The organism is Sphingomonas sp. SORGH_AS_0879 (genome assembly GCF_030819175.1).
GTDB lineage: Bacteria > Pseudomonadota > Alphaproteobacteria > Sphingomonadales > Sphingomonadaceae > Sphingomonas.
In genome coordinates this window covers 186,684-210,433 of the sequence record NZ_JAUTBJ010000002.1, presented here as the reverse complement: position 1 = coordinate 210,433, position 23,750 = coordinate 186,684, and the positions used below count along the sequence as shown (strand labels likewise).

23 protein-coding genes and 1 pseudogene are annotated in these 23,750 nt (G+C 66.5%); 15 read left to right on the top strand and 9 right to left on the bottom strand.

The features are described from left to right. Positions 1-189: 189 nt before the first annotated feature. Both QE379_RS01590 and hemE read right to left on the bottom strand, forming a co-directional pair. Positions 190-651, bottom strand: coding sequence for a CopD family protein (locus tag QE379_RS01590; RefSeq protein ID WP_306997192.1), 462 nt, complete (start codon positions 649-651; stop codon positions 190-192). Further along, a complete protein-coding gene (gene hemE, locus QE379_RS01585) occupies positions 648-1,670 on the bottom strand; it encodes a uroporphyrinogen decarboxylase (RefSeq protein ID WP_307003031.1) in 1,023 nt (340 codons plus the stop codon). Before hemE ends, QE379_RS01590 begins: the two co-directional genes overlap by 4 nt. 318 nt (positions 1,671-1,988) lie before the next feature. Between hemE and QE379_RS01580 the strand changes: the two genes are divergently transcribed. The 11 genes and pseudogenes from QE379_RS01580 (at position 1,989) to QE379_RS01530 (ending at position 8,822) form a co-directional block, all read left to right on the top strand. Continuing rightward, positions 1,989-2,807 (top strand): pyruvate, water dikinase regulatory protein, encoded by an 819-nt coding sequence (locus QE379_RS01580; RefSeq protein WP_306997190.1) that lies wholly within the window; start codon positions 1,989-1,991, stop codon positions 2,805-2,807. Beyond that, positions 2,804-3,391, top strand: a complete 588-nt coding sequence (locus QE379_RS01575; protein ID WP_306997188.1) for a nucleoside triphosphate pyrophosphatase — start codon at positions 2,804-2,806, stop codon at positions 3,389-3,391. The genes QE379_RS01580 and QE379_RS01575 overlap by 4 nt, the downstream gene beginning before the upstream one ends. Then, positions 3,391-4,203 carry a shikimate dehydrogenase gene (gene aroE, locus QE379_RS01570; RefSeq protein ID WP_306997186.1) on the top strand — a complete coding sequence of 271 codons (813 nt, stop codon included), beginning with the start codon at positions 3,391-3,393 and terminating at the stop codon, positions 4,201-4,203. The genes QE379_RS01575 and aroE overlap by 1 nt, the downstream gene beginning before the upstream one ends. Then, entirely contained in the window at positions 4,200-4,793 is a 594-nt protein-coding gene (gene coaE / locus QE379_RS01565; protein ID WP_306997183.1) for a dephospho-CoA kinase, read from the top strand. Before aroE ends, coaE begins: the two co-directional genes overlap by 4 nt. A gap of 7 nt (positions 4,794-4,800) precedes the next feature. Beyond that, entirely contained in the window at positions 4,801-5,496 is a 696-nt protein-coding gene (gene dnaQ / locus QE379_RS01560) for a DNA polymerase III subunit epsilon (RefSeq protein ID WP_306997181.1), read from the top strand. 55 nt (positions 5,497-5,551) lie between these two features. Then, a pseudogene (gene hpf / locus QE379_RS01555) lies at positions 5,552-6,143 on the top strand (ribosome hibernation-promoting factor, HPF/YfiA family). 65 nt (positions 6,144-6,208) lie between these two features. Next, complete coding sequence (locus QE379_RS01550; protein ID WP_306997178.1) at positions 6,209-6,679, top strand: PTS sugar transporter subunit IIA; 471 nt, start codon at positions 6,209-6,211, stop codon at positions 6,677-6,679. After that, positions 6,663-7,121 (top strand): PaaI family thioesterase, encoded by a 459-nt coding sequence (locus QE379_RS01545; RefSeq protein ID WP_306997177.1) that lies wholly within the window; start codon positions 6,663-6,665, stop codon positions 7,119-7,121. The genes QE379_RS01550 and QE379_RS01545 overlap by 17 nt, the downstream gene beginning before the upstream one ends. A 4-nt stretch (positions 7,122-7,125) precedes the next feature. Continuing rightward, entirely contained in the window at positions 7,126-7,452 is a 327-nt protein-coding gene (locus tag QE379_RS01540) for a DUF1491 family protein (protein WP_306997175.1), read from the top strand. 194 nt (positions 7,453-7,646) lie between these two features. After that, the gene (locus QE379_RS01535; RefSeq protein ID WP_306997173.1) at positions 7,647-8,276 is read left to right on the top strand and encodes a cell wall hydrolase; all 630 of its coding nucleotides are present in this window, start codon (positions 7,647-7,649) and stop codon (positions 8,274-8,276) included. Positions 8,277-8,333: 57 nt separating this feature from the next. Further along, positions 8,334-8,822, top strand: a complete 489-nt coding sequence (locus QE379_RS01530; RefSeq protein WP_306997171.1) for an MmcB family DNA repair protein — start codon at positions 8,334-8,336, stop codon at positions 8,820-8,822. A gap of 106 nt (positions 8,823-8,928) precedes the next feature. Here QE379_RS01530 and QE379_RS01525 read toward each other — a convergent pair whose 3' ends face one another. Beyond that, a complete protein-coding gene (locus QE379_RS01525; RefSeq protein WP_306997169.1) occupies positions 8,929-10,425 on the bottom strand; it encodes a glycoside hydrolase in 1,497 nt (498 codons plus the stop codon). 238 nt (positions 10,426-10,663) lie between these two features. On the opposite strand from QE379_RS01525, the gene QE379_RS01520 reads away from it, so the two are divergent. Genes QE379_RS01520 through QE379_RS01510 form a run of 3 tightly spaced genes read left to right on the top strand, consistent with a single transcriptional unit; the run spans position 10,664 to position 16,799 of the window. Continuing rightward, entirely contained in the window at positions 10,664-13,828 is a 3,165-nt protein-coding gene (locus tag QE379_RS01520) for a glycoside hydrolase family 2 TIM barrel-domain containing protein (RefSeq protein ID WP_306997168.1), read from the top strand. A gap of 56 nt (positions 13,829-13,884) precedes the next feature. Continuing rightward, positions 13,885-15,450, top strand: coding sequence for an alpha-N-arabinofuranosidase (locus QE379_RS01515; protein ID WP_306997165.1), 1,566 nt, complete (start codon positions 13,885-13,887; stop codon positions 15,448-15,450). After that, complete coding sequence (locus QE379_RS01510) at positions 15,450-16,799, top strand: family 43 glycosylhydrolase (protein ID WP_306997163.1); 1,350 nt, start codon at positions 15,450-15,452, stop codon at positions 16,797-16,799. The genes QE379_RS01515 and QE379_RS01510 overlap by 1 nt, the downstream gene beginning before the upstream one ends. Positions 16,800-16,981: 182 nt before the next feature. Here QE379_RS01510 and QE379_RS01505 read toward each other — a convergent pair whose 3' ends face one another. Then, positions 16,982-19,351 carry a membrane-bound PQQ-dependent dehydrogenase, glucose/quinate/shikimate family gene (locus tag QE379_RS01505; RefSeq protein WP_306997162.1) on the bottom strand — a complete coding sequence of 790 codons (2,370 nt, stop codon included), beginning with the start codon at positions 19,349-19,351 and terminating at the stop codon, positions 16,982-16,984. Between the two features lie 217 nt (positions 19,352-19,568). On the opposite strand from QE379_RS01505, the gene QE379_RS01500 reads away from it, so the two are divergent. Next, entirely contained in the window at positions 19,569-20,468 is a 900-nt protein-coding gene (locus QE379_RS01500) for an alpha/beta fold hydrolase (protein WP_306997160.1), read from the top strand. On the opposite strand, the gene QE379_RS01495 is transcribed toward QE379_RS01500, so the two are convergent. The 5 genes from QE379_RS01495 to QE379_RS01475 form a co-directional block, all read right to left on the bottom strand. Continuing rightward, positions 20,425-21,120, bottom strand: a complete 696-nt coding sequence (locus QE379_RS01495; protein ID WP_306997159.1) for a GIN domain-containing protein — start codon at positions 21,118-21,120, stop codon at positions 20,425-20,427. The genes QE379_RS01500 and QE379_RS01495 overlap by 44 nt on opposite strands. Positions 21,121-21,347: 227 nt before the next feature. Further along, complete coding sequence (locus QE379_RS01490) at positions 21,348-22,097, bottom strand: head GIN domain-containing protein (protein WP_306997157.1); 750 nt, start codon at positions 22,095-22,097, stop codon at positions 21,348-21,350. Positions 22,098-22,215: 118 nt separating this feature from the next. Next, positions 22,216-22,749 (bottom strand): CarD family transcriptional regulator, encoded by a 534-nt coding sequence (locus QE379_RS01485; RefSeq protein ID WP_042486954.1) that lies wholly within the window; start codon positions 22,747-22,749, stop codon positions 22,216-22,218. Positions 22,750-22,988: 239 nt separating this feature from the next. Further along, a complete protein-coding gene (gene fdxA / locus QE379_RS01480; RefSeq protein ID WP_042486955.1) occupies positions 22,989-23,330 on the bottom strand; it encodes a ferredoxin FdxA in 342 nt (113 codons plus the stop codon). A 29-nt stretch (positions 23,331-23,359) separates the two neighbouring features. Then, complete coding sequence (locus QE379_RS01475) at positions 23,360-23,686, bottom strand: S4 domain-containing protein (RefSeq protein WP_306997154.1); 327 nt, start codon at positions 23,684-23,686, stop codon at positions 23,360-23,362. Positions 23,687-23,750: the final 64 nt, after the last annotated feature.

The following is a 23,750-nucleotide window of genomic DNA, read 5'->3' as shown; positions in this document are numbered from 1 at the left end:
CCAAGTCAATGGGGAATACCCATTGCTACGTGAGACTCACGCCCCTCCCGCAGGCGGGAGGGGATGGGGGAGGGAAAGCCGCGAGCGCTGGTCTCGGTGAGACTCCCTGCCCTCCCCCGGCCCCTCCCGTTTACGGGAGGGGAGGAAGAAGGGATGCCCCTCCCGTAAACGGGAGGGAAGAAGAAGGGATCAGAACGGCTTGATCACCACCAGCACCACGATGATCGTCGCGGCCAGCGCGGGCACCTCGTTGATCATCCGCAGTTGCTTGCCGGTCAGCCTGGTTTCCCCCCGCGCCAGCTTCCTGGCATAGCCGACCATCCAGCCATGATAGCCGCTGAGCAGCAGCACGAAGGCCAGCTTGGCGTGCAGCCACCCCAGCCCCGGCACGCCCGAGAACAGCCCCAGCGACGCGGCGAGCAACAACCCCAGCACCCACACCGCGATCATCGCCGGGGTCAGGATGATCGAACGGAGCTTGGTTTCCCGCTCGACCCAGCGCGCCGCGTCGGTGGCGTCGCCCGCGACCAGCGCCTCCTGATGATAGACCAGATAGCGCGGCATCATGAACAGCCCGGCCATCCAGAAGATCACGAAGATGATATGCGCCGCCTTCACCCATTCATAGGCGGCCCCCAAGAGTCCGATCATGACTCGCTCCGTACGCGGGCGATCAGCCGCTCGACATGCGTGATCGGCGTGTCGGGCAGGATGCCGTGCCCCAGGTTGAAGATGTGTGGGCGCTCCGCGAACGCCGCCAGGATGCGATCCACCGCGCCGTCCAGCGCCTCGCCCCCGGCGATCAGCGCCAGCGGATCGAGATTGCCCTGCACCGGCAGGTCCTCCGGCAGATAGGTGTCGGCCCAGGCCGGATCGACCGTCTCGTCCAGCCCGACCGCGTCCACCCCCGTCTCTCGGGCATAAGCGGGCAGCTTGCCCCCCGCGCCCTTGGGAAAGCCGATCACCGGCACGCCGGGGCAGCGCGCCCGGAAACCCTCGACGATCGCGGCATTGGGAGCGATCACCCAGCGTTCGAACTGTGCCGGGGAGAGCGATCCCGCCCAGCTATCGAACAACTGCACCGCCTCGACCCCGTTCGCGACCTGTCCGGCCAGATACTCCACCGTCATCGTCACGATCGCATCGATGATCGCGCCGAACCCCGCCGGATCGGCATAGGCGAAACGTCGCGTCTCGCCCTGGTCCTTGGACCCCTGCCCCGCCACCATATAGGTCGCGACCGTCCACGGAGAGCCCGCAAAGCCCAGAAAGCTGGTCTGGGGCGGCAACTGGCCCGCGACCCGTGCCACGGTGGCATAGACGGGGTCGAGACGCTCAGGGACGCGCGTGAGGGCATTCAGCGCATGATCGACCAGCGCGGGCGCCAGACGCGGCCCCTCCCCCGCCCCGAAGCTCAGATCCTGGCCCAATGCCCAGGGAACCATCAATATGTCGGAAAACAGGATCGCGCCGTCGAAGCCGAACCGCCGGATCGGCTGCACCGTCACCTCGGCCGCCGCCTCCGGATCGGTGGCCAGCGCCAGAAAGCCCCCCTTCTGCGCCCGTAGTTCCCGATACTCCGGCAGATAGCGTCCGGCCTGCCGCATGAGCCACATCGGCGGCACCGCCTGCCGCTCGCCCCGCAAGACGGCGAGCAGGGGCTTTCGAATCGAAACGTCGGTCAGGAGACCCCCCTTCTTCTATTAAAGAAGATTCTAAGAATGGATTGTTGAAGTGGTTGGCACGTTGGTTGTCGGGATTATGCGGCTCTCCCCGATATGCCAACATGTTGACTCATCGGGAACCGCCGATTCAACGGGATTCGGATTCATCGCCCCCGTAACTCACAGGCTGTGGAAAAGAATCGCGCCTGTGAGATTCATTGTGGACGAATCGGTCGTTATCCACCGCCGGTCCGCCGCTTGGCCGGTCGGCAAAGTTACGCTACCGATTCGCGACATGTTATCCACAGAGTCATTAGGCCGGTCATGACGACGCGGCTCCACCTGCACCTCCTGTCCGATTCCACCGGCGAGACGCTGGAGAACATCGCCAAGGCGGCGCTCGCGCAATATGACGATGTGGAAACCGTCCGGCATTTCTGGCCGATGGTCCGGACCGAGAGCCATCTGGAGCGCATCCTTCAGGAGATCGCGCAGAATCCGGGGCTGGTCATCTATACGCTGGTCAACCCGACGACGCGGCGCGTGCTGGAGAGCCGGTGCCATGCGCTGGGCCTGCCCACCGTCGCGCCGCTCGACCCGGTCAATGCCGCGCTGTCGGGGCTGCTGGGCGTCGCGGCCAAGATGCGGCCCGGTCGCCAGCATGTCCTCGACGCCGCCTATTTCGCGCGGGTCGATGCGATCCAGTTCACCATCGCGCATGACGACGGCATCGGCTGGGAGGAATGGGAAGAGGCCGATATCGTGCTGGCGGGGGTCAGCCGCTCGTCCAAGACGCCGACCTCCATCTATCTGGCCAATCGCGGGTACAAGACCGCCAATATCCCGATCGTGGTCGAAAGCCCCCCGCCCCCCTTTCTGTTCAGCCTGAAAAAGCCGCTGGTCGTGGGGCTGACCACCAGCGCCGACCGGCTGATCGCGATCCGGCGCAACCGGCTGCTGTCGCTCAACCAGGCCCCCGACACCGATTATGTCGAGCAGGAGGCGGTGAACCGCGAACTCACCTTCGCCAGGCGGATGTTCGCCGACAATGACTGGCCGGTGATCGACGTCACCCGCCGCTCGATCGAGGAGACGGCGGCGGCGATCATCTCCCTCGTGAATCAAAGAAAGTCCGACGCATGATCATCCTCGCCTCGCAAAGCGCCTCGCGCCGGGCGATGCTCGACGCCGCCGGTGTCGCCTATGAAGCGCTGCCCGCCCGTGTGGACGAAGCCGGCGTCAAGGCCGCGATGGCGGGCTCGTCCCCGCGCGACCTGTCCGATGCGCTGGCCGAGATGAAGGCGGTGAAGGTGTCGGCGAATGCCGGGCCGGTGCCGGTGCTGGGGTCGGATTCGATCGTGGCGCTCGCCGACGGCACGCTGCTCGACAAGCCCGAGAGTCGCGAACAGGCCGCCGAGCATCTGACGCGGATGAGCGGCGGCAGCCACGAATTGTGGAGCGCCGCCGTCATCGCCGAACATGGCCACCCCGTCTGGCGGCATGTCGAGCGCGCCAGGCTGCATGTCCGTCCGCTCTCCTCCGCCTTCATCGACTCCTATCTGGACCGGGAGTGGCCCGAGATTGCCGGGTGCGTCGGCTGTTTCCGCATCGAGGGACCGGGGGTGCAGCTTTTCTCGCGGATCGAGGGGAGCCATTTCACCATTCTCGGCATGCCGCTGCTGCCCGTGCTGGGTTATCTGCGCGAACGCGGCTGGATGCCCGCCTGATGACCAGACCCTATGCCGAGGTGATCGGCGACCCGATCAGCCATAGCAAGTCGCCGCGCATTCACGGTTTCTGGCTGGAGGCGTTGGGGATCGACGCCGATTACCGCGCCACCCATGTCACGCCCGACGCGCTGCCCCACTATTTCGCCGGGCGGAGGGACGATCCGGCATGGCGCGGATGCAACATCACCGTGCCGCACAAGGTCGATGCGCTGGCGCATGTCGAGGATCATGGGGGTGTTCGCGCGGCGATCGGGGCGATCAACACCGCGATCCGCGCCGAGGATGGCGTGCTGGTCGGTACCAACACCGATGCAGCCGGGTTCGCCGCGCCGCTGAACCCGTTCGATCTGGCGGGCAAGCCGGTGACGGTGATCGGGGCAGGGGGCGCGGCGCGCGCGGTGCTGTTCGCGTTGGCCGGAATCGGGGTGGGGCCGGTGACGTTGCTCAACCGGAATGTGGAAAAGGGCGCGGCGCTGTTGTCCTCCTTCGGACTCGATGGGCAGGCTGTCGCGCTGGACAGCGCCGTCCCGCCCTCCGCGCTGCTGGTCAATACGACCAGCCTGGGCATGACCGGCCAGCCGCCGCTCGACCTCGACCTGTCGGTGCTGCCGGGGGACGCCATCGTCTACGACATCGTCTATGCGCCGCTGGAAACCGGTTTGCTGGCGGCGGCGCGGGCCAGGGGACTCCAGACGATCGATGGCCTGGAAATGCTGATCGGCCAGGCGGCGGTGGCTTTCGCGTTGTTCTTCGGGGCCGAGCCGCCGCGCGACCGCGACGGGGAATTGCGCGGAATCCTGCTCGGATGATCGTCCTCGGGCTGACCGGCTCGATCGGCATGGGCAAGTCCACCGTCGCGCAGATGTTTCGCGACGAAGGCGTGCCGGTGTTCGACGCCGATGCCTGTGTCCACCGCTTGCAGGGGCCCGGTGGAAAACTGGTCGCGGCGATCGAATCGGCCTTTCCCGGCACCACGGGACCCGATGGGGTGAATCGCACCGCGCTGGGCCAGGCCGTGCTGGGCGACGATTCCGCGATGCGCCGACTCGAGGGAATCGTCCACCCCGCCGTCCAGGCCGAGCGCGCCGCCTTTCTGGCCGCCCATGCGGACGCTCCCCTGGTCGTACTCGACATACCCCTGCTCTTCGAAACGGGCGGTGATAAGACTGTGGATAAGGTGTTGGTAGTATCGGCAGAACGCACCGTGCAGGAGGCACGGGTGTTGGCAAGACCGAACATGAATTCGACCAAGTTTCAGGCCATTATCGCGCGCCAGATGCCCGATGCGGAAAAGCGGACGCGCGCCGATCACGTCATCGCGACCGACATTCCGCTTGCCGAAACCCGCCAACAGGTTCGACGGCTGATCGCTTGCATGCGCGCATCGGAAGGCCGATAGTCGGTCCATGAGAGAGATCGTTTTCGACACCGAAACGACCGGGTTCAAATTTTCGGAAGGTGACCGGCTGGTCGAGATCGGCTGTGTCGAACTGGTCAACCGGGTCGAGACCGGTCGCACCTATCACGCCTATTTCAATCCCGAACGGTCGATGCCCGCCGAGGCGCAGGCGGTCCATGGCCTGTCCGACGCCTTCCTGAAGGACAAGCCGGTCTTTGCCGAGGGCGTGGCCGAGTTTCTGGACTTTATCGGCGATGCGCCGCTGATCGCGCACAACGCCACCTTCGACTTCGGCTTCATCAATGGCGAACTGGGCGCGCTGGGTTTTCCGCCGGTCGATGAAAAGACGCGGATGATCGACACGCTGGCGATCGCGCGCAGCAAGCATCCTGGCGCGAAGCATACGCTCGACGCGCTGTGCTCGCGCTACGGCATCGACCGGTCGCACCGCGTGCTGCACGGCGCGCTGCTCGATGCGCAACTGCTGGCGCAGGTCTATGTCGAGTTGATGGGCGGGCGGCAGATCGGTCTGGGCCTGCTGGCCGAGACGGTGGGGGAGGCCGGGCCGGTGATCGTCGCCCGCGCGCCCGCCAAAGTCCGCCCGCCGCGCATCTTCCGCCCCAGCGAGGCGGAACTTGCCGCTCATGCTGCGTTTCTTAAGGGGATCGCCGATCCGATTTGGGGGGCCGAGGCGTCCGGTTGACGCCACGGGACAGGCCAAAAGGACCGTCCCATCAGTGTGTATCGAGGAGAAGACGATGGATATCCGGATTTCTGGTCATCAGGTCGAAACGGGCGACGCGCTGCGGACCCATGTGACGGACCGGCTTCAGGGTATCGCCGAGAAATATTTCGCCCGCACCATGTCGTCCGAGGTGACGTTCGGCAAAGGGCCGCACGATATCGGCTTCAAGTGCGATATCGTCATGCACGTGACCCGTGGCCTGGTCATGAAGGGCCGCCACGATGCGCAGGACGCGCATCTGTCCTTCGACGGGGCGGCGGCCAAGATCGAAAAGCAGCTTCGCCGCTATTCCCGCCGCCTGAAGGATCGCAATGCCGGCCAGGCGATCGAACTGGCCGAGGCCGGGGCCTATGATGCGGGCTATACCCTGTTCGCCGAGCAGGTCGACGAGGACGAGGCCGGGCGATGCGCCCCTGATCATCGCCGAAACCCGCGTGGATATTCCCGATGCCAGCGTGTCCGATGCGGTGATGATGCTCGACCTGCGCAATACAGCCGCCCTGCTGTTCAAGAATTCGGGCACCGGATCGTATAATATGGTCTATCGCCGGGGCGACGGAACCATCGGCTGGGTCGAACCGCAAAGGGCCAATCCGGCGGGATAACCCCTATCGTTCTTCCGCGCGGGCCGCTAATAGGCGGGCCGCGCGGGGGCGCACCGGATATAAGCATGAACGATTTCAGTGATCTGTTGCGCCATGAAACGGTGCTGGCGGGTGTATCCGCCTCCAACAAGAAGCTCTTGTTCCAAACCCTGGCGACCGCGGCCGCCGACGCGGCGGGACAGGATGCCAAGCTGTTGGCCGATGTCCTGACCGAGCGCGAGAAGCTGGGTTCGACCGGCTTCGGCGGCGGGGTTGCGATCCCGCATGGCAAGGTGGCGGGACTGGACCAGATTATCGGCGTCTTCGCGCGTCTGGCGCAGCCGGTCGATTTCCAGGCGGTGGACGACATGCCGGTCGACCTGGTCTTCGCGATGTTTTCCCCAGCCGATGCGGGCTCGGCGCATCTCAAGGCGCTGGCGCGGGTGTCGCGGCGGCTGCGCGACAAGGGCTTCGTCGCCAAGCTGCGCGGGGCGGGATCGCCCGACGCGATCTGGGCGCTTCTGACCCAGGACGAGGCGCGTGACGCCGCGGCCTGAGGGCGAGGCGGCGCATTTCCGGGCGCTGGAGACCCTCTATGCCGAGGCTCCGATCAACCGCCTGTTCGTCTCCACCCTGGAAATCCCGGAGCCCGGCGTCGCCCGCATCCGCTTCATGGTGGACGAGCGCCATTATCACGCGGCGGGCGCGGCGCATGGCACGAGCTATTTCAAGATGCTCGACGATGCCGCCTTCTATGCCTGCAACAGCCTGGTCACCGACCGCTTCCTGTTGACGACGCAGTTCAACCTGCTGCTGACCCGCCCGATCAAGGCGGGCGAGGTGATGGCGGAGGGTCGCTGGGTCAGCGGGCGGCGGCGGGTCTTCGTCGCCGATGCGCGGCTGATCGACGCCAGCGGGGAAGAGGTGGCGCGCGGCACCGGCACCTTCATGCGCTCGCAGATCGCGCTGTCGGGACTGCCCGGCTATCGGACGGCCTAAGCCGATGAACGGCCGCCTGCCGACCGGGATGCTGGTGACGGCGCTGCTCCGTCGGATGAACGACAGCGGGGGCATGGGCATGGTGCTCGCCAAGGGCGATGCGCAGGCCGGGGGCCTGTTGGTGATCGCCATCGGCCCCGACCGGACCGAGCGCGTGCTGGAGCGGGGGATCGGCCCCGATGGGCGCATCGCGCTGATCGATTCCACCCCGCGCGAGGATGTGGCGGGCTATTGGCAGCGGCGGCGATCGCGCGATCCGGACCTGTGGGTGGTGGAACTGGACGGCGCTGCGGCGGAACGGTTCACCGCTGAAACGATCCTGAACGATTGACGAACGGGGCCATATCGGCCACGAGCGCCCGGTCTTAAATTCGCGTTGTGTCGATCCGGGTGCGATCCGGTCGGTTACGCAGTCGGGGGGAAGCCCGGACGAGCGCCCATGGGGCATATGCTCGGGTCCGTGATCCAACCGCATGTCTGTTTGAGTGAATGACGGTTTTCAAACGAGTCGCGGCGTCTGCGGCCATGGCTCTTTCCCTGGCGGGTCTTCTCGCCACCAGCACCCCCAGCCTGGCCAATGTGGCCGCCAATGCTGCGGGCGGTGCTGCACCGGTCACGACGATGGCTGTTTCCGGGATCAACGCGGCGGATCTGCCGATGGTTCCCATGAGCGCCCGGGCCACCATGTCCCCGCTCCCCAATTTTTCCGAAGTTTCCGAAGCGGATACGGATGAAGACGGCGATTTCGAGTCGCTGGCCGAAGCGGTTGCGGCCCAGGACGACATGGCGTCGAGCGAAGAGCTCCGCTGTCTCGCCGGTGCCATCTATTTCGAATCGCAGGGCGAACCGCTGAGCGGTCAGCTGGCCGTGGCGCAGGTGATCCTGAACCGCACCAAGTCGGGCCGTTTCCCCACGGGCGTGTGCGACGTCATCAAGCAGCGCGGCCAGTTCAGCTTCGTGCGCCACGGTGAAATCCCGTCGGTCAGCCCTTCGCGCAGCGCCTATCGCACCGCCGTCGCGGTGGCGAAGGTCGCCCTGGCCCAGGCCTGGGACAGCACCGCCGGCAAGGCGCTGTACTTCAACACCCCCGGCAATCGTCCGGGCGTGCGCGTGCAGAAGGTCGCCGCGATCGGCAATCACATCTTCTATCGTTGACGATCCAGCCCCGCTCCGGGGCTTTGCTTTGTTCGTCAAACGTTCTAAGCGGGCGGTATGTTGGACATGCCGCCCGCTTCGTGTGTCGAGGACCCCGACTCACCGCTTTGCGCCGCCGATGTCGCGCGGGGCGTTACCCGGATGCTGCTCCGCCACGACCTGATCGCCATTCCCGAAGTGTCGCTGGACGGCGGTCGCCGTGCCGACCTGATGGCGCTGGACGCGCGGGGCGGGGTGGTGGTGGTCGAGATCAAGGTGTCGCGTGCCGACATGCTGGGCGACGGGAAATGGCCCGATTATCTGGCGCATTGCGACCGCTTCTACTGGGCCGTGCCCGCCGGGTTCGACTGGTCTCCCCTGGAAAGCGCTGCCTTCCTGCCCGAGCGGACCGGGATCATCGTCGCCGACCGCTATGACGCCGCGATCGTGCGGGAAGCGCATAGCGTGCCCCTGCCCGTGCATATCCGGAAGAAGGCGACGCTCAACTTCGCCCGGCGCGCGGGGCGGCGGATGATCGGGCTGACCGATCCCGATGCGGGGATGTGAGGGATTCCCTTGGCCTTCGACTACGCTCAGGCTGAACGGCTGTTGGGTATTTGTATCGTACCAAGACCCCTTCAGCCTGAGCGAAGTCGAAGGCCACGCCCCACCCTCACCGCGTCAGAATCAACGTCACGATCGACCGGGGCGGCGCCACTTCACCCGCCACCGCTGCTGCCTTATGTTCCGCGTCGGTCACGATCATCCGCTTCTGCCACCGGCCCGGCACCGCGATGCTCAAGGGCCGGGAGGACAGCCCCGGATTGACATGGACCAGCACCAACCGCCGCCCATCCGGCGACAATGCGCCCGCCGTGTCCATATCATCCACCGGCACCAGCCGGTCGCCGGGGCGGATATAGCGGCTGAACTGCGCCATCGCCCAATATTTGCCGGTGACGTGGATGGCATGGGGCTGGTCGGGTGCGCCCATCAGGTCGGCCTTGATGATCCCCCAGTTGGAGCCCTTCTCGCCCTTGCGGGCGCTGAGATCCTCGATCGCCTGCCAGAAGACCCAGGCGGCGGGTTCCAGCCGCTTGAGATCGCCGACGACATGCTCGGCAAAGGCCAGCGGCGTCGCCATGCCGGTGAAATCCTCCGGATCGCGTGACAGCGGCGTGTCGTTCTCGCTCATCCACAGCCTGATGCCCGAGGCGCGGGCGATATCGCGCACCGCGGTCTGGTGGACGGTGCCATAGCTGTGCACGTTGAGCTGCCCGATCGCCGCGCGGGTGGCCGGAGGATAGGCGGCCCAATCCTCGACGAACAGATGGGACGCGGTTTCGTCCGGCGCGGCGATGACGGTGGACAGCCCCTTGGCCTTCAGCGCGGCGGCGGTGGCGTCGATCATTTGCGCCTGGCGCGTGGGCGACCAATGCGCGCCTTCCTGCGTATTGGCGGTGAACCAGTAATCGGTGTTGGGTTCGTTGACCGGTGACAGGGTGCGGAAGCGCAGCTTGTGCCGCCGCTGCAACTCGTCGGTGACGCGCACCAGATAGGTGGCGAAAGCCTGTTCCTGGCCGGGGCGCAGATTGTCGTCGGTGCCCTTCTCCGCACCGGACACCCGACCGCTGACCGTCATGAACCAGGGCGGGGAGTTGGAGAAAGCCTCGAAGATCGGTTGCTTCACCCGTGCCGTGATCGCGTCCAGCCACCAGCGCTGGTTGGCATCCTGCGCCCAGTCCCACATGGCGGGGTTCTCGGCGCGCCACCAGTCCTTGCCCGTCGCCCCCGCCGGTTGCCGCCAGAAGCCCGGCACCGCGCGTCCGACCTTCATATAAGGCGGCGTATCCGCCGCATTGCCGCCGCCGATATTGTAGCGCGCGATCGTCCAGCCCAGCCCGTCGGGGCCATAGAAGAGGTCGGCCAGCCGCGTCCGCTCCGACTCCGGCCAGCCGCCGGTTACATGCGCGAACCAGGCCAGCGCGGTGCCCCAGCCCTCGAACACCGTGGACGGCCGATCGATCGCCGGGCGCAAGGTCACGGGAACGGAACGGTCGGCAACGGGGCTTGCCTGTGCAGCGGCACCGCTCGTTACGGTCGCACCGCAGAGGAGGATCAGCGAGGCCATAGCGGCGCGGCCGATGCAGCGCTTCCTTGCGTTCTTCATCTTGTCGTTCCCGCCCGGTGGTTTTTCAAACGTCGGACTATAGTCGCAATGCCGTCATGCCCGTCAATCCGCTTGAAAAGGGCTATTCCCTATCCCGCGACAGTGCCTTTTCGCTTGTAGGGCAGGGAAACCGTCCATAAAAATCAGACAAAATATGGCGAAATGTCCGGCAGGACGGCTTGGCCGACAGAAAAAGGGGAGTGTTATGAAATGGCGTTTGGCGGCCGGCGTGGCCGTGATGGCTTTGACCGGCCCGGTAGCGGCGCAGAGCGGGCCGCAGGTCGCCCCCGTCCAGGTCGATCCCAACCGTCCCGATTGGGAGAATCCCACCGTCAACGCGCGCGGTACGCGCCCGGCCACGGCCACCGCCTTCCCCTATGAAAGCCGCGAACTCGCTCTGGCGGGGGATCGGACTAGGTCCAGCCGGTTCCTCAGCCTCGATGGCACCTGGTCCTTCGCCTTCTCCCCCTCGGTCGAGGGCGCGCCCAAGGGGTTCGAGCGGCCCGATTATGACGTGTCGGGATGGAAGAGCATCAAGGTCCCCGCCATGTGGCAGGCCGAGGGCTATGGTCAGCCCAAGTACAACAACATCACCTATCCCTTCCCGGCCAACCGACCGCTGGTGCCGCATGACGATAACGAGACGGGCTCGTATCGTCGCGATTTCGACCTGCCCCAGGGGTGGAGCGGCCAGGATGTGATCCTTCAGATCGGCGCGGCGGGTTCGGCCTATCGCGTCTGGATCAACGGGCAGGAGGTCGGTTACTCCGAAGACTCCAAGCTGCCGACCGAATATGACGTCACCCGCTTCCTGAAGCCGGGGCGCAATGTCGTCGCCATCCGCGTCCATCGCTGGTCGGACGGCAGCTATCTTGAGGATCAGGATTTCTGGCGCGTCTCGGGGATCGAGCGCTCGGTCTTCCTGCGCGCCGTACCCAAAGCCCGCATCGACGATCTGTTCGTCCATGCCGGGCTCGACAAGGCCTATCGCGACGGCACGCTGTCGACCGAGTTGACGCTGCCCGCGTTGCCCCAGGCGATGACCGCGCGGATGACGCTGCTCGACGGGGATCGGGCGGTGGTGACGCGCGAAGTGCGGGTGGCCAAGGGCGCGACCTCGGCGCGGTTGGAGGCGGGTGTGCCTGGCGTGCGCGCCTGGTCGGCCGAGACGCCCAACCTCTACACCCTGCTGGTCGAACTGGTCGATGCGAGCGGACAGGTCGTACAGGCCACGCCGCAGCGGATCGGCTTCCGCACCGTCGAGATCAGGGACGGGCAGGTCATGGTCAATGGCCGCCGCATCGTCATTCGCGGCGTCAACCGGCACGAGCATGACCCGGTCACCTTCCACGTCATCTCCGAAGAGTCGATGCGCCGCGACCTGGAACTGATGAAGCGTAACAACTTCAACGCGATCCGAACCTCGCACTATCCCAACGACCCGCGCTTCCTGGCGCTGGTGGACGAGTACGGCTTCTACCTGATGGACGAGGCCAATATCGAGAGCCACGCCTATATGGAGGCCGGCAACCGCCATGGCGACGAGCGGGCGAAGTATCAGATCGGCTTCGACCCCGCCTGGGAAAGCGCACATGTCTCCCGCGTGATGAACATGGTCGAGCGGGACAAGAACCACCCCTCGATCATCTTCTGGTCGCTGGGCAACGAGGCGGGGATCGGCCCCAATTTCGAGAAGGCGGCGGCGGCGATCCGGCGGCGCGATCCGGCGCGGCTGGTATCCTATCTCGGCTGGGGCACGCTCGACTGGAGCCACCAGCCCAATAGCTTCGTCGATATCTACGCGCCCATGTATGACGATATCGAGAAGATGGTCGACTGGGCCGAGGACCCAAGCCACACGCAACCGATGATCCAGTGCGAATATGCCCATATGCAGGGCAATTCGGGCGGCAATTTCAAGGATTATTGGGACACCATCTACGCCCATCGCAAATTGCAGGGCGGCTTCATCTGGGACTGGGTCGACCAGTCCATGTATCGCTATACCAAGGACGGACGGCGATATTGGGGTGACGGCGGCGAGTACGGCCCCAATCCGGGTGGCGATATCGAGTTCGGCGACGGGCTGAACCAGCCTGACCGCACCCCCAATCCGCAACTCTACGAAGTGCAGAAGGTGCAGTCGCCGATCCAGTTCGAGGGGTTCGATCCCGCCAAGGGGCGGATCGACGTGCGCAACCGCCACGACTTCATCGACCTGTCCGGATTCGATTTCGACTGGATGGTGGAGGAGAATGGCGTGGCGGTCGCGACCGGCACGCTGCCCGCACTGACCACCGCCGCCGGGCAGGTGCAGACGGTGGCGCTCGCCCCGCAATTCGCACGTAAGCCGGGGGCGGAATATTTCCTGACCGTGCGTGCGCGGGCCAAGAACGGCACGATCCGCGCGGTTCCGGCGGGCTATGTCGTCGGCTGGGAACAGTTCGCACTGGGCGAGGCACCGGTTATGGCACCGGCCAAGGCGGGGCGTGTCACGGTGGCGGACACGGCCGAGCGGGTCAGCCTGTCGGCTGGGCGCGCGACCTTGGTCATCGATCGCAAGACCGGTTTGATCGAACGGTACAGCGTGGATGGCAAGCTGCTCGTCAAGGGAGGACAGCCCAATTTCGTCCGGGCAGAGACCGACAACGATACCGCCAACGGCACGGTCGCGCAGCAAAGCGCCTGGTTCGCGATGAACGGGGCGCAGAAACTCCGCGGCGTTACCGTCGAGCGGGCGCAGGGGCTGGTCACCGTCGATCACGACTATGGCGCGGGAGCGGCGCGTTTCGTCACCCGCTACCGGATGGCGGGCGATGGCGCGGTGGATGTCGAGGGGCAGTTTACGCCGCTCAAGGCCGACCTGCCGCCGCCGGTCCGTATCGGCCTGTGGTACACCATGCCAACCACCATGAAGACGGTCGAATGGTATGGCCGGGGTCCGCATGAAAGCTATGTCGATCGCAAGACCTCCGCCGCGATCGGGCTGTGGCGCGGGGCGATCGCCGAGCAGAATCACGATTACATGCGGCCGCAGGATACCGGCAACAAGCTGGACGTGCGCTGGATGGAGCTGTCGGGCGCGGGCAGCGGCCTGCGTGTGCGAGCGGACAAGCCGTTGATGATGCAGGCGCTCGCCTTTCCCTATGGCGATCTCTACCGCCGCGCGCCGGGCACGTGGAAGTCGACCGACATCGTGCCGCATGGCGAGACGACACTGATCGTCGATGCCGCGCAATGGGGCGTCGGCGGCGACACGACCTGGAGCCATGTCGGACAGCCGCACATGAAGTACCGGACGACGCTGGAGCCCACCCGCATCGCCTTCCGGCTGGAGCCGTTCGCGGGCGAGGGGACCACGCCCGACAAAGCGAAGCCCGCTCGCGCGACCGAGCCGCAATAGGGCTGTTCTTTACTCGGACAATAAGCCATCATGCCGCTTCAGGCAGAGGAGAGACCATGAAAAGGGCAACGAAATTCCTGTTTGCGGCGGCGGTGGCCACGCTGTTCGCGGGCACCGCGATGGCGCAAGAGGCACCCGCGACCGGCGGCGATACGGTGGCGGTGCATGGGGACCGCCCCGGACCCGTCTATAACCGCCGTATCTTCGGCCAGTTCGCCGAGCATCTGGGCACCGGCATCTATCCGGGCATCTGGGTGGGCAAGGGCAGCAAGATCCCCAACATCAACGGCTATCGCCGCGACGTGATTGACGCGCTGAAGGCGATTCGCGTGCCGGTGATCCGCTGGCCGGGCGGCTGCTTCGCCGACGAATATCACTGGCGCGAAGGCGTAGGGCCCCAGGCCAAGCGGCTGACCAAGGTCAACACCAACTGGGGCGGTGTGACCGAGGACAACAGCTTCGGCACCAACGAATTCATGAATTACAGCGAGATGGTGGGTGCGGAAGCCTATGTCTCGGGCAATGTCGGTTCGTCCGCGCCGTCCGAAATGGCCGAGTGGGTCGAATATATGACCTTCCCCTCCAAATCGACCTATGCCGAGGAGCGCCGCCGGAACGGTCGCGACCGCCCATGGAAGCTGGCCATGTTCGGTATCGGCAACGAACTGTGGGGCTGCGGCGGCAATATGCGGCCCGAATATGCGGCGGACGTGACGCGCCGCTATTCGACCTTCCTCAAGGTCCCCGCCGGCGAGAAGCTGATGCGCATCGCCAGCGGTGCGAATGGCGACGATTATAACTGGACCGAGGTCATGATGCGCGATGCGTCGAGCGCGTTCGACGGCATCGGTGTCCATTACTACACCGTCCCCGGACCGTGGGAAAAGAAGGGCCCCGCCACCGGCTTCGATGAGGAAGCCTGGGCGCGGACGCTCTCCAAGACGCTGAAGATGGAAGAGCTGCTCACCAAACACTCGGCGATCATGGACAAGTACGACCCCAACAAGCGGGTCGCGTTGCTCGTCGACGAATGGGGCACCTGGTATGATGTCGAACCCGGCACCAATCCGGGCTTCCTGTACCAGCAGAACTCGCTTCGCGACGCGATGGTCACCAGCCTGAACCTCGACATCTTCGCACGCCACGCCGACCGCGTGCGCGGTGCCAACATCGCGCAGATGATCAACGTGCTCCAGGCGATGATCCTGACCGACGGCGCGCGCATGGTGAAGACGCCGACCTATTGGGTGTTCGACATGTACAAGGACTATCAGGACGCCACCGTCCTGCCGGTCGATGTCCAGTCGCGCTGGTACAACAAGGACCAGTGGGTGATGAAGGCGGTCAGCGCCTCGGCGGTGCGCGACAAGGCGGGCGTCGTCCATGTCGGGCTGACCAATGTCGATCCCAACCAGCCCGCCACGGTGACCGTCAAGCTCGATGGTCTGAACGCCGCTCAGGTGTCGGGCCGGATCCTGACGGGGGCGACGATGGACGCACACAACACGTTCGACGCGCCCGCCCAGGTCGCGCCGCAGCCCTTCCAGGGTGCGTCGCTGTCGGGTGGCACGCTGAGCGTGCAGATCCCGGCCAAGTCGGTCGTGATGCTGGATCTGCGCTGATGCGGTCCCGCGCCGGAGCGCTGCTCGCCGCCGTCCTGCTCGTCGGGTCAGCGGGGTCCGCTGCACCCCGGCGCGACATGGCATGGAACAGTCCGGGGGCGGGCAACCCCCTGCTTCCGGGCTATTTCGCCGATCCCTCCATCGTGCGCGACGGGGGGCGTTGGTATATCTTCGCCACGGTCGATCCCTGGGGCGACGATCGCCTGGGGCTGTGGACCTCCGACAATGGTCGCGACTGGACATTCTCGCAGCCGAACTGGCCGACCAAGCAGGCGGCGACCAGCCCGACCTCGGGCGATGCCAAGGTCTGGGCCCCCTCGGTGGTCAAGGCAGCCAATGGCCGCTGGTATATGTATGTCTCGGTCGGCAGCGAGATATGGGTCGGCTCCGCGCCCTCTCCGGCAGGGCCCTGGGCCGATGCCAATGGCGGCAAGCCGCTGATCGCGCGCGACTTCGCGCCCCAATATCACATGATCGACGCCGAAGCGTTCGTCGATGACGATGGCCAGGCCTATCTCTATTGGGGATCGGGGCTGAACTGGGTCAACGGCCATTGCTTCGTGGTGAAGCTCAAGCCCGACATGGTCCATTTCGACGGCGAGCCGAAGGACGTGACCCCGGCCCATTATTTCGAGGGCCCCTTCATGGTGAAGGAGAAGGGGCGTTACCTGCTGACCTATAGCGACGGCAACACGACCAAGGACACCTACAAGGTGCGCTACGCGGTCGGGTCGTCGCCGATGGGGCCGTTCACCGAGGCGGCGAACAGTCCGGTGCTGGTAACCGATGCGAAGAAGCAGATCATCAGCCCCGGTCACCATGCGATCTTCGCCGACAAGGGGCGGTCCTATATCCTCTACCACCGACAGGCGCTGCCCTTCGTGCCAGGGGGCGACCGGGTGCTTCGGCAGGTGGCGATCGATCCGTTGACCGTGAAGGCGGACGGGACGCTGGAGAAGGTGGTGCCCAGCCATGATCCCGTGATCCCGGCCTTTGCGCCGCACCGGACACGGGGGTTGCGCTGGACGGGGAAGGGGGCGGATATTCTCGCGGCGGATGACAATTACGCCACCGCCTGGCGACCGGAGGCCGGGCAGCCGCCGATGCTGACCGCCGATCTCGGGGCGGTGCGGATGGTGCGGGAGAGTCAAATCCGCCCGGCTTTCGCGATCCAGCCGCAGGATCTGCGGGTCGAAGCGTCGGAGGACGGCAAGACCTGGCGTCAGGTGGCGGTAGAGACGGGGGTGAGCGGCTCGCCGATCACCCTGCGCCATTGGGGCAAGGCGCGGTGGTTGCGGATGACCGTCACGGCGAAGGAGCCCGCGATCCTGGAATGGTCGATCTTCTGAGGTCCTAAGCCCGTCCTCCCGGTAGGGGGGAGGAGGCCTGTCGCGGGCAAGGGTCTCGGTGAGACTCCGTGCCCTCCCCCATCCCCTCCCGCCTGCGGGAGGGGAGCGGCTAGAGGCGAGGGTCAGTCTTCCAACCTCCGTTCAGCCTGAGCGTAGTCGAAGGCCAAGGGTGAAACCTCTCCTCACACCCCCTTCGGCAAGGCGAACGCCATGGTATAATCCCCATAGCGTGTCCCCAGTGCGCCATGCCCCCCGGCGGTGATGACGACATATTGCCGCCCGTCCCGCCCGCGATAGGTCATCGGCGTCGCCTGCGCCCCCGCCGGCAACCGCGCGCGCCACAGCACCCGACCGGTCTTCAGGTCATAGGCCCGCAGATACTGGTCGGTCGTCGCACCGATGAACACCAGGCCCGAGGCGGTGATGATCGATCCGCCCAGATTGGGTACGCCGGTCTTGATCGGCACGCCCAGATGGCTGCCGAACAGCCCGGTGTCGCGCGCGGTGCCCAGTACCTTCTTCCACACCACCTGCCGGGTGTTGAGATCGACGGCGGTCAGATGCCCCCAGGGCGGCGCGTTGCACGGCGCGCCGAACACGCCGATCCAGGCCGCGACCACCGCGACATAAGGGGTGTTATACTGGGTCTGGAGATTGGGCTCGCGCGCATTCTCGCCGCCCTTCTTCTTTTCCATATAGCTCTTCGCGCGCGGATCGTCGCGGCGCATCAGCCAGATCTTGAACGGCATCTCCATCGTGTTGACGGTGAAGACCTGCCGCACCGGATCGAGCGCCGCACCGCCCCAGTCGGTGACGCCGTCGAATGCGGGATGGCCGATGATCGGCTTCAGCCCCGTCGGCTGGTAAATGCCGGTCCCCTGCGCACGGCGGATATCGATCCGGCAGAAGAGCTGGTCGATCGGCGTCGCGCCCCAGGTCGACTTCTCGGTCGGCGCGGGCGGGGTGAAGGAGGGCAGGCCAACGGACCAGGGCTGGGTCGGGGAAACCTTGACCCCGGGCGTCGCGCCGTCCTGTCGCGCGGGCCGCTCGACGATCGGGGTGATCGGCGCACCGGTCAGACGGTTGAGGAAATAGACCTGGCCCATCTTGGTCGTCTGGATCAGCGCCGGGATGGTCTGTCCGTTCGGCGCGCGATAGTCGAACAGCGACGGGCCGATGGGAATGTCCATGTCCCACATGTCACGGTGGACGAGCTGGCGGACCCAGCGCAGCTTGCCCGTCGCGATCTCCAGCGCGACGATCGCCGAGCCGAACCGGTCGTCGAACGGCCGCCGCCAGCCGATCCAGTAATCGGGCGAGGCATTGCCGGTGCCCAGATAGACCAGCCCGTTGGCCGGATCGGCGGTCATCGCGCCCCAGACATTGGGGGTGCCGCGCGTATAGGTTTCCCCTGCGGGCAGCGGCGGGATCGCATCGGGCGAGCGGCCCACGTCCCAGGCCCAGACTCCTGCGCCGCTGATCGGATCATAGGCGCGGACCACCCCGCTGGGGATGTTGCGGTTGACGTTGTCGACGATCCGCTCCCCCACGATCAACCGGCCGTTCGCGACCACGGGGGGCGAGGTGCTGATCTGGTCGGCGGGGCCCGACACGCCCATATTCTGGCGCAGGTCGATCCCGCCATTGGTCCCGAAACCGGGGCAGGGCTTCCCCGTATCGGCATCCAGCGCCATCATCCGCGCGTCGAAGGTCGGCGCGAAGATGCGACGGGGGCAGGGGGTGCCCGCCGGCGCCTGATAAAAGGCGACGCCGCGACAGACGAGATAGGAATTGCCCTGGCGGCTGACCTGATCCTTCCAGCTCCACTTGGTCCGCCCGGTCGTCGCGTCGATCGCCTGCACGATCGAATGCGGCGTGCAGGTATACAGCGTGTCGCCGATCTGGATCGGCGTCGCCTCCGAATGATATTCGCGGCGATGCTCGACCGATTCTGCCCGGTCGGGCAGGTCGCCGGTCCGCTGCGTCCAGGCGAGTTCCAGCTTGCCGACATTCTCTGGCGTGATCTGCGACAGCGCCGAATAGCGCTGGCCTGACAGGGTGCCGCCATAATCGGTCCAGTCGCCCACCGGCGCCTGCGCGGCGATCGGCAGTCCGTGGGGGGCGGGGTCCTGCGCCTCGACCGGGCGGGTCTTCAGGACGGGCACGGCGAACAGCAGCGCGACGATCCCCAAAGCGGCGGGCATCGCCCGCGTCCGCGCTCCGGGCGAACGCATCGCGCGTCCGATCCAGGGGAGGGCGACCAGCACCAGCAGGACGGTCGGCGCGACCACGCGCGGCACGAGCTGGAGCCAGTCCAGCCCGACCTCCCACACCGCCCAGACCAGGGTGACGACCCAGATCGCGACATAGAGCCACCGCCCGCGCGGATCGCCCCGCCCGATCAGCGCGCCCGACAGGATCATCGCCAGGCCGGTCAGCCCATAATAAGGCGAACCGCCCAGTAGCGCGAGATAGCCCCCCGCCACGGCGAAAAACCCGCCCAGCAGGGCCAGCGCCCAGCCTAGTATCTTTGCAAAGGCGCGACCCAACACGAGCTATTCCCTATGGTTGTAACAAAATATTGCTAAGGGGTGAACGCAGCGGCACCGTGTTTGTTCGCACAGGCGCTTGATCTGCGGCAATTTTTCGGGCGAAGTCTCGCCGTTGCGCTTTGGAAGGACGGAGGCCGTCATAGCGACATCGCCCTCTTGGCCGGTCGATGGGCCGCTTTCGCCCTGGCTGTCGCCTTGGATCGCGCCCGATGGCTGGGTGCATCGCCGCTATGATCGCCCGCGCGAAGAGGGGACGGCGCGGCGCGGGCGGCTGCTGTTCCAGACGGGGCGCGCCGATATGGTCGAGAAATATGGCGATGCGATCGACCATTTCCGGGCCCAGGGCTGGGACGTCACCGCCTTCGACTGGCGCGGGCAGGGGGGATCGGGGCGGCTGGCAAGCGACGACACCGGCCATATCGATCGCTTCGACCGGCTGACCGACGATCTGGCCGCTTTCCATGCCGATTGGGTGGAGGAAGCGGAGGGGCCGCATGTCGTGCTCGGCCATTCGATGGGCGGGTTCGTCACCCTGTCGGCACTGGCGGCGCAGCGGATCGCGCCCGATGCGGTGGTGCTGGTCGCGCCGATGCTCGCGCTGCGATCACCCGTGGGGCAATGGGCGGGCGCGATGTTCGCCCGGTGGCAGGTCGGTCGCGGCGATCCGAGCCGCGCCGCCTGGCAAAGGCTGGAGACCGAGGCGGCCTCGACCGCGCGCCAGAAAAGGCTGACCCATGACGTGGCGCGCTTCGCCGATCAGCAGGCGTTCCGGCGGCGCTGGCCCGAACTGTGCCTGGGCTCGCCGAGTTGGCACTGGGTGGCGGAGGCGTTTCGCGCGACCGCGGCGCTCCGCGACGATCCGGGGCTGGCGCGGATCGAAGTGCCGATGCTGATGCTGGTGGCGCTGGCCGACCGGCTGGTCGATGCGCGCGCCGCTGGAAGGGTGGCGGCGCAACTGCCCCAGGGGGAGATGGTCGCCTTCGGACGGGGCTGCGCGCACGAGATATTGCGCGAGGCGGAGCCGATGCGGGGCAATGCCTTGGCCGCGATCGACGCCTTCCTCGCACGGCGCGTCACCGCGTGCCGCAGCGGACCGGACCGGTGCCCGCACCCGTGACCCGGCATTTGGGCGTCCCCGCCACGGTCACGCGACCCAGGCCGTTATTGGCGATGGTTGCGGTATAGCGGGCCCGCGCATCGACCTCTCCGGCACCGTCGAGCATGACCAGCAGGTCGCCCGCCTCCAGCCCCCCGGCCGTGATCGCGGCGGGGCCGTTCGCGGAGAGCCGCGCCTTGCCCACCCGCCCGCCGCCGATCGCCAGCTTGGCGGGGCCGAGCAGGGTCGCGCTCAGCTGTTCGCCATCCGCCCGGTCGATGTGCACGTCGCCCGGTCCGTTGATGTTAAGGGACAGGGCGGTGCCGCGCATCGCCTGCGCCGTCACCTGCGCGCCGCCGATGACGGTGATCGTCGACAGCGGCGGTGCGGCGATGGTCAGGGTGACGGGGCCGAGGGGACTGCGCGACATGGCCGTGCCGTCATTGCTCCGCCGCACCACCAGGGTCGTGCCGCTGATCCGCGCTTCCACCCGGCGAAGCGTCTCGGCATCGCCCGACATCATGCCGCGTGGTGAGGGCGCGGTGGTCAGGGCGACGATGAACGGCCCCTCCACCCGCAGTGTGTCGAAGCTGCTCAGATCGACCTGCCGGTCCGCCGCCTGCGCGACACTGGGGAGGAGCAAGGCGGCGGCGAGGAGGGCACGGGGGAGCATGGAGGCGATCCTCGCACCGTCCTTCGAGCGCGACAAGCGGGCGCGGAATCGAGCGGTGGGATGTTGGTCATGCGGCCGCCGTTGCCGCCCCTCCACCACCGCTTCGCGGCGGTCCCCCTCCCCATCGGGGATGGGGAGGATTGGTATCCTTATTCCTCCCCAAGCTATGGCTTGGGGAGGGGGACCACCGCGTCAGCGGTGGTGGAGGGGCAGGCACCCTCCCCGGATCATTGCCGCCCGCACCGGGCGCTCCCCGAGCCCATCTTCCTGACGGTGCAGCTCGATTGGGGGCCCAGATCGGCGCTGCCCGAGCCCATCAGGTTGACCTTGGCCGCACCGTTCACCCGCGCGACGACGTCGCCCGATCCGGCGATCGAGACATTGGCCTGCCTCGCCTGCAATCCGGCCCCGCGCACATCGCCCGATCCGGCGACCGAGACCTTCAGCATGTCGGCCACGCCGCTGGGCGTGATCGTCCCCGATCCGGCGACCGCCAGATCGGCGGTGCCGACCCGCATCGCGCCGATCACCAGATCGCCCGATCCCGCAATCCCGGCATGGAAGCTGGGCCCCTCGACCCGGTCGACCGTCATCCGGCCCGATCCGGCCACCCCGACATCGGTCAGGCGCGGCAGCGTGACGAGGATGCGCGCACCCTTGCCGCCGCCCCAGTGCACACCCTTTTTCCGCCCGACGCGCAGCGTGTCGCCGTCGCGCTCGATACGGAGCTGGTCCAGGACGTCGGACGGTCCTTCGGCACGGACCGAGAAGCCGCCGCCCACCCGGACCTCCACCGGATCGCTGCCGCGCAGGTCGATGCCGGTAAAATCGCGCACGGCATAGCTGCGGGCGGTGCCCGATCCTTGCGCGGGCACCTCCTGCCCCTCATCGTCGGACCAGCCATAGCTGCACGCCGCCGTCGGGATCGCCAGCGCCAGCAGCGCGATCAGGGGCAGTCGAAATGCGGGTCCGGCCATGCGATCCTCCTATCGTGTATTGCGCAAACAATACACGTGGGGCGCTGACGGATGCAAATGAAAAGGGGCGGCCCCGGATGGAGCCGCCCCTTTTCGGTTCGGTCGAAACCGGCAGCCGTCAGGCGGCGGGCTTTTCCTTGTTGTAGATGGCGGCGGCGGCGCGCAGGATTTCCAGGATCTTTTCCTGGGCGCGAGGCTCGTCCACCTCTTCCATCGCGGCGAGTTCGCGGGCGAGGCGGCTGGTCGCCGCTTCGAAGATCTGCCGCTCGGAATAGCTCTGCTCGGGCTGGTCGTCGGCGCGGAACAGGTCGCGGACCACTTCGGCGATCGACACCAGGTCGCCCGAGTTGATCTTCGCTTCATATTCCTGCGCACGGCGCGACCACATGGTGCGCTTGACCTTGGGCTTGCCCTTCAGCGTTTCCATCGCCTCGCGCATGGTCTTGTCCGAGGACAGCTTGCGCATGCCGACCGACTCGGCCTTGTTGGTGGGAACGCGCAGCGTCATGCGCTCCTTTTCGAAGCGCAGCACGTAGAGTTCGAGCTGCATCCCTGCGATTTCCTGCTTTTGCAGCTCGATAACGCGGCCCACGCCATGCTTGGGATACACGACATAGTCACCGACGTCGAAGTGGAGCGCCTTGGCAGCCATTGGGGGCCTTTCCGGGTCAAAGGCCTTCGCACGAGCGCCGGACGAGCGGAAATGGGTCCACTGTTCTCATCGGCCTCGGGAAGGAAGGGTCGAACATAGCAAGGCGGGCCTTCGCGAAAAAGCTAGGCCCGTCGCGGAACCATATAGCATGGTCGCAACAAAATTACCAGCATGTCCCGCGCCACACGCCACCGCGCGTCACAGGCGACCTGTGCCGTAGCGTCAGCAGCGCCCTGGGCTCAGTCGCCCTTGCCGGGCTCCGGGCTGAAGAACTGGTCGTACTTGTTCTCCACGCCCTTCATCGCGTCGGCATCGGGCGGGGTCTGGTCCAGCTTGCGCGTGACGTTGGGCCACTGGGCGGAGAAGGTGTTGTTCAACTCGAGCCACTGTTCCAGACCGCTTTCGGTGTCGGGCAGGATCGCCTCGGCCGGGCATTCCGGCTCGCACACGCCGCAGTCGATGCACTCGGACGGGTTGATGACGAGCATATTCTCGCCCTCATAGAAGCAGTCGACGGGACACACCTCGACACAGTCCATATACTTGCAGCGAATGCAGGCATCGGTGACGACGTAGGTCATGACAACTCCCAAGGTACGAACGCGTGCTGCTATGCCGCGTGTGACGATCCGTCAACGCCCGAAACCGGGGAAGTGACCAGATCGCAGTAACAGGCGCGCCCCTCGGCGGGCGGACCGCGCCGCACGGGAAGCTGTTCCACGCGCAATACCCGCACATCGCCATGATGCGCGAAGGTCAGGATGCTGCCCACCCGGACCGGCGCATGCGCCCGGTCGATCTTGCGCCCGTCCATGCGGAAATGCCCGTCGCACGCCATCGCCTGTGCCGTCTCACGCGACCTGGCGATCCGCGCCCACCAGAGGAAACGGTCGAGCCGCATCGACTCGGTGGCTGCGGCGGGGGCGCGGGCGGTCATGGGGTGGGGCGATCCTTTCTACGGGGAAGGGAGGGCAAGAGGGCTTAACCCCATTCCTCCCCAA